Genomic DNA, 12,423 nt, shown 5'->3' with positions numbered 1-12,423 from the left:
GGATACAGCAAGTTCCGGGAAGTACGGGCTTAAAACCCCGAGGAATCGCGCACCGTGAAGACACTGAATATCACCCTGGTTGAGGATGAGCCGGGCGACGCCAGCCTGATTCAATACAGCCTCAGGTTCAGCGGTTATGACCACAACCTTGAGTGGGTTCAGAGCCTGGCGGAGCTCTCGGCGCATCAGCGACAGACCAACGCCGCCGCCGACATTGTTCTTCTCGACCTCAATCTCCCTGATTCCACCGGCATCGACACCGTTACCCGTTGCAAATCCCTCGTTCCTGACACCCCAATTGTGGTCCTGACCGGCCATGACAATATGGACTTTTCCCTGAAGGTTCTTGAAGCCGGAGCCCAGGACTATCTGGTTAAAAGTGGTCTGGAGGGAGATGCCCTGATCCGGGCCATGCGCTACGCCATTGAAAGGCACCAGATGGAGTGTCGGCTGCAGCGCTCGGAAGAACTGATGACGGCAGCGATTGAAGGCGGCAACCTGGGAGTGTGGGACTGGAACCTGAAATCCGGTGAGTGTGACAAGAGCGATCTGCTGTTGGCCACCCTTGGCTTCACCCGGGGAGATTCAGAACTGGAGCCGGATTCAGAACCATTGATCAAGCGCATTCACGAGGACGACGCCCCCGGCTTTCATGGGGCGCTGCAGGCTTATCTCGCGGGGGAAAGTCCACGCTTTCAGTGCGAGTTCCGTCTTCAGCATAAGGATGGACATTGGCCCTGGCATTTCATTTCAGGCCATGTGGTCAGTTGGGATGGCGACGAGCCGGAACGGCTGGTTGGCATTCAGCAGGATATTACCGCCCGCAAAGCCATGGAGACCCGGCTGCGGGACCTGGCCATGCACGATGAGCTGACCGGGCTTCTTAATCGCCGCAGTTTCATTCAGGAAATGGACCGGGAGTACGGTCGGGTCATGCGCAGGCCGGATTATCCGGTCGGCCTCCTGATGCTGGATATCGACCATTTCAAGCGGGTAAATGACAGCTATGGTCACGCCGTAGGGGATGTGGTCCTAAAGGCGTTTGCTGACTGCATCGACCGACAGCTCAGAGAGAACGACGTCTTCGGTCGTCTGAGCGGAGAGGAATTCGCCGTCCTGTTGCCGGAGACCGATAGAGACGGTGTCGCCCGGGTTGCTGAAAAACTGCGCTCGGCCATTGAAGGGCTGGAGACCCGAACCGGTAATGCCGGTATCCATATCACCACCAGCATTGGCGCAGCTGGCCTCCATCGGGATGACGAACGCCCGGATGAGGCCCTCGTGCTGGCTGATCAGGCCCTTTACCAGGCCAAGCATATGGGCCGAAACAGAGTCGTGATCTATTCGGACACACAAGTCCCCGGGCAACCCGATCCATCCTTTCCGGAATCGGAGAATGCCCTTTGATCAAAAGCTTGCCGGGTTTATTTGTTCGGTTGGCCCTGGCATTCGCGTTGCTGTCTGCTGTCGTCCCCTGCCAGGCCCAGACCACGACCCTGGGCGTTTATGCCTACCGCGACCAAGCCCAGGTACGCCAGCAGTTCGAGCCGGTCGCACAGGTTATACAGAACGCGCTGCCGGAGTCGGATGTCCGGCTGCTGGTCCTGGATACCCAGGAGCTTGACAGCGCCCTTGCTTCCTCGAAAATCGACTTCGTACTGACCAACCCTTTGCATTTTATGGTGATCCGCCGATCCTTCCAGGTCAGTGGCCCTTTGGCAACACTGCAGAAAACTCAGGGCCGCTACACGCTGAGCACCACAGCCGGCGTGATCCTGACCCGAGCCGATAGCAACCTGAAGACTCTGGACCAGTTAAAAGGAAGCCTGATCGGCATTCCGGGTAAACGGTGCCTGAACGGATACCTTGCCCAGGCTTATGAAATCCGGCAGCAGGGGTTCGACCCGAAGCAATTCGCGCGCTATGCAGCTCTCGGCTCTCATGATGCTGTCATGCGGGCGTTACTTGATGGCAGGGTTAAGGCAGGGTTTGTACGAACAGGCATGCTTGAGGATTGAATGGGGTCCGGCCTTACCTCGCCAGGAGAGCTCAGGGTGCTGCGGGCCCGAGCGAACATTTTCTATCCTCTCGCCCATTCCACAGACCGTTATCCGGAATGGGCCCTGGCTGCCATGTCCCACGTCCCTATGGAGCAAATTCGGCGCGTCAGCAATGCGCTCCTGAGTCAGGACAGCCCCCTGCACAGCCAGGAAAGCCCGGTGCGCTTTGCGCCACCGCAGAACTACCTGAGCGTTGAGGCAGCTGCCCGAGCGCTCAATCTGCCACCATTCGATGATGACTCCCTGTGGCAACAGATCCACGACCGTTTCGGGCCCTATCTATGGCTAATCGTGGTGCTTACCCTTGCGCTGTTTGCGACCATTGCCACACTGCTGATTCTTTATCTAAAGAAAAATCGTCTTTTTCACCATTTTAACGCCCTCTTCTGCTTCTCCCCCAGCGCAAAGCTCCTGCTCCAGGTCAGCGCCGGAGGGCTGCCGGTCATTTCAGAAGCCAACCATACCGCGACCTCACTGTTTGGATTCGGGGAGCCCAAGGATCTGGTTGGGACGGACCTGTTTGCGCTGTCGCCCTTACACCAGCCCGATGGTGAAACTTCGACGACCAAGGCCGCCCGGCTACTGGCTTCGACTGGCGAGACCCCGCGAAAGTTTTTCTGGGAGCATCGGAGCGTCACGGGCAGGACCCTGCTCACACAGGTCACCCTGCTCAGACTGAGCGGCGACCGATTTGTCGATACCCTGACCGAACAGCCGCTCTATCTGGCAGCCATTGAAGACGTCACCCAACAGACTCTGGACCACCAGGCCCTCGAAGATGAGCGCAATACGCTGCAAAACATACTGTGGGGCACGGCTGCCGGCACCTGGGAATGGAATGTACAGACCGGGGAAACACGTCTTAACGACCGCTGGGCAGACATGGTCGGTTACCTGCTCGAAGAGCTCCAGCCAACCACCATCGACACCTGGCGAACCCTGTGTCATCCGGAGGACCTGGAGCACTCAAAGTCGGTACTCGACAGCCATTTCCGAGGCGAACTTGAAAGCTACGACGTCGAGATACGCCTGCGGCACAAGAGTGGCCACTGGGTCTGGGTCCGTGACCGCGGCCGCGTGGTTTCCCGTAGCGAGTCGGGCGAACCTCTGCTTATGGCCGGCACCCATTCTGACATCACCCAACGCAAGGAGGCCGAAACCCGCGTCAACGAACTGGTCAGTCAGTTGCGCAAACACGCGGCGCTGCTTCCAGGCGCACTTTATCAGTATTGCCAGCAGCCGGATGGAAGAACGAGCTTCCCCTACGCGAGCCAGGGTATTTATTCCATTTACGGCGTGCACCCGGAACAGGTGAAAAATGACGCCAGCCCGGTATTCAAGGTTATTGATCAGCGGGACTTCGGAGCCGTGGTGAAGACTATCCAGGATTCCCTGGAAAACCTCACCACCTGGCGGGCAACCTACCGGATCAACCACCCGGATGGCCACCTGTTGTGGGTCTCTGGCATTGCCTCGCCCGAACGTCTTGCTGACGGTAGCACCATCTGGCACGGCTATCTGCACGATGTCACCGAAGAGCACGCCATTCAGGAGCAACTGGATCAGTATCGGGAGTCCCTGGAACAGTCGAACCGGGAGCTGGAGCATTTTGCCTACGCCACCTCCCACGACCTGCGCCAGCCCCTGCGCATGGTCACCAGTTACGCCCAGTTGCTCGAGCGCCACCTCGGCGGCACGCTGGATAAAGATGGGGCCACTATGCTGCACTACCTGATCGACGGTGCCCAGCGAATTGATGGCATGCTGCTGTCACTGCTGGCCTATTCCCGTGTAGGCCGAAAAGGCCAGCCGATGCAGTGGATGCCACTAAAGAACGCGCTGGATGAGGCCCTTCATTTCCTCAATCCGGACATTGAAGCTTCAGGGGCCGATATCCGGGTTTCCGGTGATTGGCCGGAAGTGATGGCAAGTCCTGATGAAATGACCCGACTGCTCCAGAACCTGATACACAACGCCAAAAAATACCGGCGCCCCAATTGTAAGCCGGTTATCGAAATATTGGCGCGAGCCACACCCGATGAAAAATACCGGGAAATCCGGGTCTGTGACAACGGCATCGGTATTGCGCCTGAGCAGGCAGACCGGCTGTTTCATATATTCCAGCGCCTGCACACCCGCTCCGACTATGAAGGCCATGGTGTGGGACTGGCTATTTGCAGAAAGATCGTGGAACGCCACGGAGGAAAGATACGGGTCGAGTCCCCAGGCGACGATCGCGGCTGCTGCTTCATTTTCACCCTTCCAGCCACCCCGCCCGCAGAGGATGACAGCTTATGAAACAGTCTGCTATCCACATTCTGGCTGTACTGTTCCTGACCCTGTCGGCAAATACCCACGCAGACCTGGCCTTTGAAACGTTTTTCAGCAAACACTCGATGCCGATGATGATCATCGCTGTCGAAGATGGCCAAATTCTTCGGGCCAATCCTGCCGCCCGCGCTTTCTATGGCTTTTCGGAAGTTGCGGGAATGAATATCAACCAGATCAATATGCTCACTCCGGATCAGGTCGAACAGGAAATGCACCGGGCGGCCACACTGGAACGTAATCACCTGTTCTTCAGGCACCGGCTCGCCGATGGCCAGGTCCGTGTTATGGGTGTCTACAGTGAGCCGTTCGAATACCGTGGACAGGACACGCTCATTTCTGCCGTTTACGATACCAGTGATTTTGATCCGGCTGCTGAGCGACACTATATCGCCCGGGTCGAAGAGCAGGTCGATCTGCAAACCGAGCAACTGCAGCAGGCTAAGACTCTCCAGTTCTGGCTGGCAGTGGCCGGCGCCCTCACCCAGACCGTCATCATCGCCGTTCTCATCGTTGTCATCCTGCGTCTGCGAAGAGCCTACCGCAAGAACGATGAGCTGCTGGGGGAGTTATCCTTCCGGAACGGTGAACTGGAACGGCTTGGCGACGTAATGGCCCATCATTTTCAGGAACCGAGCCGCCGCCTGGTCAGCCTTTCACAACAGCTTGTCCGATGGGACGCGGCGCCGGACCGGCTACAGGATCAGGCTGTGGTGGTTGGTTTCATCCAGGAGCAGGCCCGACGGCTAAGCGAGCTTGTCAGCGATGTCCAGCGTTATCTGGGGCTGGACCGGGCCAGGCCGGTGATGACAGTCCTGGACACCGGATCCGTGCTTGAGCAGGCCTATGAACAGACCAACACCCTCGCCGACATGCGTCAGCAGGCCCGACTGGAAACGCCGGCGCCCTTGCCAGCGGTCTACTTCGACCATCGCCGCCTGGTATTGATTTTCCGGATATTACTTCACAATGCCTGGGTCTACCGGCACGCAGATCGACCACTTGTGGTGAGGATAACTGCCGGTTCCCGGCATGACCGAATTGAACTCCGAATCGCGGATAATGGCTCCGGCATTGCGCCGGAGTACCGACTTCAGGCTCTGGAACTGTTCACCAGGCTGGTTCCGACTGCGTCTGAAGGCACTGGCATGGGCCTGGCCCTGGTGGCCAAGGCACTACGCCCCGTCGGCGGACACATACGCATAGAGGATGGCATGGACGGCGGTACGGCCATCATTTTTGACCTCCCAGCGGCCAGGTAGACAGCAACGATGACAAACAAACCATTTGTGGTGTTAGTGGTAGAAGATGAGCCCGCCGACGTCTACCTTACACGGATGGCACTAAATGCCTGCAGCGTTTCCCTCAGCATTTACGATGTCGGGGACGGCGTGGAGGCCCTCGCCTTTGTGCAACGCCAAGGTTGCTACTCCGACATGCCCACACCGGACCTGATCCTTCTGGACCTGAATATGCCGCGGATGGGCGGCAAGGCGTTTCTAGACCACTTCCGGAAGCTGTACACGCTCCGCCAGATCCCGGTGGTCATCCTGACCACCTCGGAGGCGGAAGCGGACATTGTCGAGTCCTACGACCTCGGAGCTTCCGGTTTTGTCGTCAAACCCATGGATATCGGTGAGTTCGCCCAGTCGATCCAGTCGCTCCTGGATTACTGGTCCGAATCCGGGGCCGGCCAGATTCCAGCCCCTTGACGCACATCCGGTCAAACCGTGAAACGGTTGATCTGTTTCTGCAGCTCCGCAGACAATGACTGCAATTGATCACCGCTGCTGGCAACCGTGTTGGCCGCTGCCACGGTATTTTCCGAACCCTGCGTAATCCGTACCAGATTGGCACTCATTTCCTCGGACACCTGACTCTGCTCTTCAGCAGCCGCAGCGACCTGAATGCCCATGTCCTTGATGCGGGCCATCTGGCCGACGATTCGTTCGAGTTCCTGCCCCGCATGGTGGGCGGAATCAACGCTTTCATCCGCCCGGTCCCGGGAGCGTTCCATAACCTGAACCGCCTTGCGTGCAGCACTCTGCAGCCGCTCATTCATGTTACGGATCTCTTCCGTTGAACCCTGGGTTCGTTGCGCCAGTTGCCGGACTTCGTCGGCAACAACGGCAAATCCCCGTCCAGACTCACCGGCCCTGGCGGCTTCAATGGCAGCGTTCAGTGCCAGCAGGTTGGTCTGCTCGGAAATCGCCTGGATTTCACTGAGAACCTGGCTGATCTGCTCGGTATCACCCTCCAGCGCCTCAATAACCTCTGAGGCCTCCTTGACTTCACGAGCCAGAGCCTGAATACGCTCGACAGTTTCCTCAACGTCATGATTACCTTCGTCAGCCTCGTGGTCCGCATTGTCGATCGCGGAGGACGTCTCCCCGGCACTCCGGGCCACCTCCTGGACGCTCGCAGCCATCTCGTTCATGGCCGTGGACAACTGTTCGGCTTCCTGAGCCTGCTCATCCAGCGTTTTGCTGGTTTCGTCCGCACTGCGAGCCAGATCGCGGGCACTGTCAGAGACTTCGGAAGCGGAACGGCCAATCTGCTGCACCAGATCATGGAAAACCGACAGGGTCTCATCAATCCGGCTGCCCACAGCAGCCAACTCATCTTTCCCCTCAAGCTGGGTCCGGACCTTGAGATTACCGTCAGCTACCTGAACCATAACGCCACGGATCGTATCCAGCGGCCGGATAATGCTGCGCCCTACAAACAGCGACAACGCCGTCAGGACCAACAGGGCCGCCAGCAAGACCATCGCCATGCCGATGACATCCTCCATGAATGCACTATTGAGGTCGTCCATGTAGACCCCGGTTCCCACAACCCAGCCCCAGGGCTCGAAGGGCTTGGCGACAGTGAGTTTTGGCTGGGGTTTGTCGCTGCCGGCTTTGGGCCACAGGTAGCTGAACTCACCGCGGGCGCGCTTGCTATCCAGCAGAGCCGCCATATCACGGAACAGGAACTGGCCGTCTTCGGTCTGGAAATCCCGAAGATTCCTGCCCACCTGCTCAGGGTCCCCGCCATGGGCCGCCAGAATTGAGGCTGAGTTGAGGACGAAAAAATAGTCGTCATTACCAAAGGTCATCGACTCCAGCAAGGTTTTCGCTTCCGCCCGGGCTTCATCCATCGTGAGCTCCCCCGCACGCACCCGGCCGTTCAGTGTTTCCAGCAGATCGATTTTGGTATCCAGCAGAGCGTCTAACTGGGCAGTGCGTTCGTCCGTCAGGGACTGGCGCATATCCAGAAGGGCATAAGAGGTAATGGCAACCATCATCAGAGCCGCCATGCCTACCAGGAGGCCAAGTTTTACCCTAACCTTGATGTTTTGCATCAGCATGAAAGTGTCCTATGATATGTAATTGTTATCGTTACATTTAGCTTTTGGGGCAAGCTTAGCACAGGAAAAAAGGATGGAAATGCGCCGGATCAAAACCGAGATGAGAACAGGTTAACAGACTTGATCTGAATGCAGTGTTAATGGCCCAAAATAGATTGAATCGATAGGCCTGTTGCCACCCTGACGATCACCCAATAAAAAACCCCGGCGTTGCCGGGGTTTCGTATTGGCGGAGAGGGAGGGATTATTCGGGCCTTCGGCCCTCACCCTTCGGGCCGCCGTCGCTCTGCTCCGGCGTTCCTCAGCCTGCGGCGCAGGCTTCGGTCGAACCCGCGAGGGTTCTTTCTACCCTGCCAATCAGCCAATAAAAAACCCCGGCGTTGCCGGGGTTTCGTATTGGCGGAGAGGGAGGGATTCGAACCCTCGATACGCTATTAACGTATACACACTTTCCAGGCGTGCGCCTTCAGCCACTCGGCCACCTCTCCAATAAACTGTTTCAAATCAGCGATGTTACCGCTCATTTGAGGTCGCATACTGTAATGTCTTTATCGGCATTTGGCAACTCCACAGCCAGAATTCTTTGAAAAAAATTCAGGGCTGGCCCGAATCGCGTATGCTGTCCGAAGAAACCGCCACCAGGGAGGCAAAACAATGCTAATAAAATCCGATCAGTCCCTTCTCGTTCTCATAGACGTTCAGGACCGCCTGATGCCCGCGATCAGCCACGGACAGGCGGTCACCCGGCGATGTATACAGCTCGCCCAAATTGCCCAGCTTCTTGACGTACCGGTTATTGCCACCGAACAACTACCGGAAAAACTTGGTCACAATTCCGAGCAGATAAGGGAACTGGCGGATGTAACCGTTTCAAAATACCACTTTGATGCCTGTCCTGACGGCCTGGTTGAAGAGATGCCGGAGGGGCGTCAGCATATCGTGATTGCCGGCTGCGAAACTCACGTATGCATGATGCAGACGGCACTCAGTCTGCTGGATGCCGGCTACAAGGTATGGGTGGTGGCTGATGCGACCGGTTCCCGGGACGATGGTGACCGGGATGCCGCCCTGGAGAGGCTGAAACAGAGCGGGGCCCGGGCGGTTACGGTTGAAATGGTGGCCTTTGAGTGGATGGTCCACTGCCGCCATCCCCGGTTCCGGGAGGTTCAGGCGCTAATCAAGTGAACAGGCAAAAAAAGGGGCCCCTAATGGGGCCCAGACACACAGTGAGACGTCTTCAAGAACACTCCAGGACAGGTCAACACTCTCCTCAGAATACAAACCGTGCAGCGCGCCAACCGGACTGATCCAGTATGGGGTTATCTGCCTGCCCGTGACCCTCGGTCATGGCGTGCAATTCAGCTTCAGGCACTTCAAACACGTGATAGGCCTCCGGACCAAATGGGTCAAGAGCAGTATCAACATAGCCGTAGCTATCAGGTACCGGCTCACCGGACATGGCGACGCGGAAGTGCCGCTCAACCGTCGGGGTTGTCACATTCAGGGGTTGCTGGACCCAGAGGAAAACGGATTTCTCGGGCACCAGATATTCACACCGAACCACCTGAAACCCTTCACGCAGGGTCAGACTGGTCGGCTCCTTACCTGCTTCAAGACGGAACTTGTGAATCGTTTTCATGGCTTCCCTCCTCCGGGTTCGCATCGAACACAGGGTCAGGATGAAGGAAAATAGAGTTCGACAAAATAAGCTTTCTTGATCTTTATGCATCGTATTTTTCGATGCTTATCCGCGCTTATCCACGTTTCCCGCCACGCAGATGGCACGAACACCCTCATGGGCGGGGCTGCGGTTACGAGTCACGGCAAACAACTGATCGGTCACCTCATCCAAAGAGGCCACCCGCTCCACCTCATACTGACGGCAGACTTCATCCTGGATCAGCGTCGGCGCCGCAAATACACCGAACCCCTCGCGTCCAAACACCTTGATCAATGCACTGTCGTCCACTCGGGCAACCAGGTTCATCCTGACATTGTTCAGGGTCAGCCAGTTCATCAGCTTGCTGAAATAGGGTGTGTCTGTGGCATTGGCAAGCAGAGGACGGCCATTGAGGGATTCCGGAAACCCTGCCCTCAAAGCTTCAGCGAGCGCCGGAGCGGCGAACAGACTGATCGTCGAACTGGACAAAGGGTGCACAGCAAACCGGTCCACACCTTCCAGTGTTGGCATTCGGTCAGTTAACACCACATCAAGTTCCCGGCGCTTGAGGCTATGAAGCAGATCTTCGGTCCGACCGGTTCGACAGTCCAGATGAATAGTACGATCCAAATGCATGGCGGGCTGCAGCAGATAATAGGCAATCAGCTTGTGAATGGTCGCCGACACACCGGCAGACAGATGGAGTGGGCGATCAGAAGGCGCGAGGCGCAAAGTTTCATGCAACTCGCCCGTCAGCGCAAAAATATCGTCGGCATAGCCCTGAACCATCTCCCCGAGATCGGTCAGCACCAGCCGACGACGTTCCCGGCGGAACAGGCGCCCGCCAACCTGAGCTTCAAACGTTGACAGCTGTCCGCTAAGCGTCTGGGGCGCCAGGTCGAGAACCTCGCTGGCTCGGGCAATGGAACCTTCCCGGCTAATCATCCAGAAATAATAGAGATGCCTGAGATTAAGCTGATCCATACACCTCCCCTGAACTTATCCGGTTCCGCGGTTTGTCCGCCCTGTTAGCCAGACCGCCATGAGAATGCTGTGGAACGCCAGCAGGGGAACCGTAAAAATAACCAGCAGCATCCACCCGAAATTCGCCAGAACCGCGCCAGCACTCAGGGCCGCCAAAGCCTGGGTGCCAAACACCAGCATGTCATTAACACCCTGAACCCGAAAGCGCTCCTGGTCGGTATAGCCCTGCGGTAGCAGCGTCGTTCCACCGACAAACAGAAAGTTCCAGCCAACACCGAGAAGCAGCAGAGCGGACAGATAATGGTGAAAACTGATGCCATTGGCCGCCAGAACCACACAGCCGGTATAGGCCGCCAACCCCACGACCATCATCAACGGGATACCCATTACCCGTGTCAACCAGCCGGATATCAGTGAAGGCAGGTACATGGCCATGATGTGTAACTGGATAACCCGTTTGGCATCATCCATTGGATGGCCCGCCATCTCAGTCATGCTCAGCGGCGTGGCCGTCATGATAAAACTCATCACCGCGTAGCCGATGGCGGCACCACTAATGGCAGTCCAGACCAGAGGATTGGCGAGAATCTCGCTCAGAGGGCGACCACCGGACGGGGCCCGGTGTGATGTATATTCCCCGGCAGCCCGGTATCCGAGAAAGAGAATCGCAAAGGCACAGGCCTGAACGGCAATCAGCCCTGCCCAACTGTAGAGAAATGGATAACTGTCACCCTCATGACCACCCAGGGCGGCGACTTCAGGCCCCAGCCAGGCAGCGCCCAGGCCGCCGAGAAGAACCCGGGAAGCCGCAGAACCCGCCAGGGTCGGCTTGACTGACTCCATGGCGGCAAAACGGTACTGGTGGACAACCGCCAACCCGCTGCCACCCATCAGTGCGGCAAGGCACATTAGAAGGAAACTCGACTGCCAGGATGCCAGCAGACCGACCATGCCGGCGGCCATTCCGGCCACGGTACCCAACAGCATGACAGGCTTGCGTCCGAGCCGCGCCATCAGCCAGGTTGCCGGCTTGATGGAGAGCACCGTGCCCACCACAACCAACCCGACCGGGAGCGTTGCGTACTCCGGGGCCGGCGCCAACAGCCGCCCCTGGATACTGCCAATAAAGACAATAAAGGGTGCCGTGCACATAGCCAGGGCCTGGGCGACCACCAGCACCCATACATTCAAGGGCACGGGCTATTTTTTCCTATAGATGATGCCTGGGTGACACTGCACCATTTCGTACAGATGAGACAGGCCATTAAGAGACTCAGAGGCTCCAAGAATCAGGTAACCATCGGGATTCAGCGAAGCATGCAGACGGGTCAGGATGTCTTTCTTGAGATCTGCGGAAAAATAAATCAGAACATTCCGGCAAAGAATGACATCGAACTTGCCCAACAGATAGCGCTCGAGCAGATTCAGTTCCTTGAACTCCACCATGGATTTGATCTGCGGCTTGATCTGCCAACCGCCATTGGCGGATGACGCGAAGAACTGCTTTTGCCGTTCCGGCGACAGACCGCGGCCGATGGCAAGCATCTCATACTCGCCCCGGCGGGCCACTTCCAGAACGCTTTTGGAGATGTCGGTTGCGACGATCTTCACATCCCGCAACCTTCCCGGCCGGTTTCGACGGAACTCTTCGGTCACCATCGCCACGGAATAGGGTTCCTGGCCGGTGGAACAGGCCGCCGACCATATCCGCAACGGCTGATTGTTCTTGCGCTCGGCAAACTCGGGAAGCAGTTTCTCCTGGAGGATCCGGAAAGGATGATTGTCACGGAACCAGAGCGTCTCATTGGTGGTCATTGCATCGATCACCACCTCCTTGAGGTTACTCCTGCCCGGGCGTTTGAGTCGCTCCAGCAACTCGCCCAGTGAATTCAGGCTGTTCTCCTCAAGAATCCGGCGCAGACGACTCTTCACCAGATACTGCTTATTGTCTCCAAGCAGGATGCCACATGCATCCTGCAGGAACGTTTTGAACGCTTCGTATTCCTGGGGCGTTATTTCCGCTTTCATTGAATCTCTGC

Annotated in this window: 11 protein-coding genes, 1 tRNA gene and 1 other RNA gene; 6 read left to right on the top strand and 7 right to left on the bottom strand. The window is 57.4% G+C overall.

Annotated elements, in window-relative coordinates; genetic code table 11:
• Positions 1 to 54 precede the first annotated feature (54 nt).
• The 5 genes from HNR38_RS04450 to HNR38_RS04430 are packed head-to-tail and all read left to right on the top strand — an operon-like array spanning position 55 to position 6,100.
• Positions 55 to 1,407: a GGDEF domain-containing response regulator gene (locus tag HNR38_RS04450; protein WP_183700194.1), complete on the top strand. Its 1,353-nt coding sequence runs from the start codon at positions 55 to 57 to the stop codon at positions 1,405 to 1,407.
• On the top strand, positions 1,404 to 2,018 hold the full coding sequence (locus HNR38_RS04445) for a phosphate/phosphite/phosphonate ABC transporter substrate-binding protein (RefSeq protein ID WP_183700192.1): 615 nt from the start codon (positions 1,404 to 1,406) through the stop codon (positions 2,016 to 2,018). Before HNR38_RS04450 ends, HNR38_RS04445 begins: the two co-directional genes overlap by 4 nt.
• 36 nt (positions 2,019 to 2,054) lie before the next feature.
• On the top strand, positions 2,055 to 4,358 hold the full coding sequence (locus tag HNR38_RS04440; RefSeq protein ID WP_183700190.1) for a PAS domain-containing protein: 2,304 nt from the start codon (positions 2,055 to 2,057) through the stop codon (positions 4,356 to 4,358).
• Positions 4,355 to 5,650, top strand: a complete 1,296-nt coding sequence (locus tag HNR38_RS04435) for a sensor histidine kinase (RefSeq protein ID WP_183700188.1) — start codon at positions 4,355 to 4,357, stop codon at positions 5,648 to 5,650. Before HNR38_RS04440 ends, HNR38_RS04435 begins: the two co-directional genes overlap by 4 nt.
• Before the next feature lie 9 nt (positions 5,651 to 5,659).
• Positions 5,660 to 6,100, top strand: coding sequence for a response regulator (locus HNR38_RS04430; protein ID WP_183700186.1), 441 nt, complete (start codon positions 5,660 to 5,662; stop codon positions 6,098 to 6,100).
• Positions 6,101 to 6,111: 11 nt separating this feature from the next.
• Here HNR38_RS04430 and HNR38_RS04425 read toward each other — a convergent pair whose 3' ends face one another.
• The 3 genes from HNR38_RS04425 to HNR38_RS04415 form a co-directional block, all read right to left on the bottom strand.
• The gene (locus HNR38_RS04425; RefSeq protein WP_183700184.1) at positions 6,112 to 7,740 is read right to left on the bottom strand and encodes a methyl-accepting chemotaxis protein; all 1,629 of its coding nucleotides are present in this window, start codon (positions 7,738 to 7,740) and stop codon (positions 6,112 to 6,114) included.
• 227 nt (positions 7,741 to 7,967) lie between these two features.
• A non-coding RNA gene (locus tag HNR38_RS04420) (RtT sRNA) lies at positions 7,968 to 8,109 on the bottom strand.
• A gap of 28 nt (positions 8,110 to 8,137) precedes the next feature.
• Positions 8,138 to 8,228, bottom strand: a tRNA-Ser gene (locus tag HNR38_RS04415).
• A gap of 166 nt (positions 8,229 to 8,394) precedes the next feature.
• Here HNR38_RS04415 and HNR38_RS04410 point away from each other — a divergent pair.
• The gene (locus HNR38_RS04410; protein ID WP_183700182.1) at positions 8,395 to 8,925 is read left to right on the top strand and encodes an isochorismatase family protein; all 531 of its coding nucleotides are present in this window, start codon (positions 8,395 to 8,397) and stop codon (positions 8,923 to 8,925) included.
• A gap of 85 nt (positions 8,926 to 9,010) precedes the next feature.
• On the opposite strand, the gene HNR38_RS04405 is transcribed toward HNR38_RS04410, so the two are convergent.
• From HNR38_RS04405 to HNR38_RS04390, 4 genes are all read right to left on the bottom strand, one after another.
• Entirely contained in the window at positions 9,011 to 9,379 is a 369-nt protein-coding gene (locus HNR38_RS04405) for a DUF7352 domain-containing protein (protein ID WP_183700180.1), read from the bottom strand.
• A gap of 105 nt (positions 9,380 to 9,484) precedes the next feature.
• Positions 9,485 to 10,384 carry a LysR family transcriptional regulator gene (locus HNR38_RS04400; protein ID WP_183700178.1) on the bottom strand — a complete coding sequence of 300 codons (900 nt, stop codon included), beginning with the start codon at positions 10,382 to 10,384 and terminating at the stop codon, positions 9,485 to 9,487.
• 15 nt (positions 10,385 to 10,399) lie between these two features.
• Complete coding sequence (locus tag HNR38_RS04395) at positions 10,400 to 11,581, bottom strand: MFS transporter (RefSeq protein ID WP_183700176.1); 1,182 nt, start codon at positions 11,579 to 11,581, stop codon at positions 10,400 to 10,402.
• 3 nt (positions 11,582 to 11,584) lie between these two features.
• A complete protein-coding gene (locus tag HNR38_RS04390) occupies positions 11,585 to 12,412 on the bottom strand; it encodes a CheR family methyltransferase (RefSeq protein WP_183700174.1) in 828 nt (275 codons plus the stop codon).
• Positions 12,413 to 12,423: the final 11 nt, after the last annotated feature.

The organism is Marinobacter oulmenensis (assembly GCF_014201735.1).
In the GTDB taxonomy this organism is placed as follows: domain Bacteria; phylum Pseudomonadota; class Gammaproteobacteria; order Pseudomonadales; family Oleiphilaceae; genus Marinobacter; species Marinobacter oulmenensis.
This window is presented reverse-complemented; position numbering and strand designations above follow the sequence as displayed.

What these genes read in the sequence shown, in the direction of transcription:
- HNR38_RS04435 (WP_183700188.1), top strand. Translation starts at nt 4,355, where the DNA reads ATGAAACAGTCTGCTATCCACATTCTGGCTGTACTGTTCCTGACCCTG.
- HNR38_RS04430 (WP_183700186.1), top strand. Translation starts at nt 5,660, where the DNA reads ATGACAAACAAACCATTTGTGGTGTTAGTGGTAGAAGATGAGCCCGCC.
- HNR38_RS04425 (WP_183700184.1), bottom strand. Translation starts at nt 7,740, where the DNA reads ATGCTGATGCAAAACATCAAGGTTAGGGTAAAACTTGGCCTCCTGGTA.
- HNR38_RS04410 (WP_183700182.1), top strand. Translation starts at nt 8,395, where the DNA reads ATGCTAATAAAATCCGATCAGTCCCTTCTCGTTCTCATAGACGTTCAG.
- HNR38_RS04405 (WP_183700180.1), bottom strand. Translation starts at nt 9,379, where the DNA reads ATGAAAACGATTCACAAGTTCCGTCTTGAAGCAGGTAAGGAGCCGACC.
- HNR38_RS04400 (WP_183700178.1), bottom strand. Translation starts at nt 10,384, where the DNA reads ATGGATCAGCTTAATCTCAGGCATCTCTATTATTTCTGGATGATTAGC.
- HNR38_RS04390 (WP_183700174.1), bottom strand. Translation starts at nt 12,412, where the DNA reads ATGAAAGCGGAAATAACGCCCCAGGAATACGAAGCGTTCAAAACGTTC.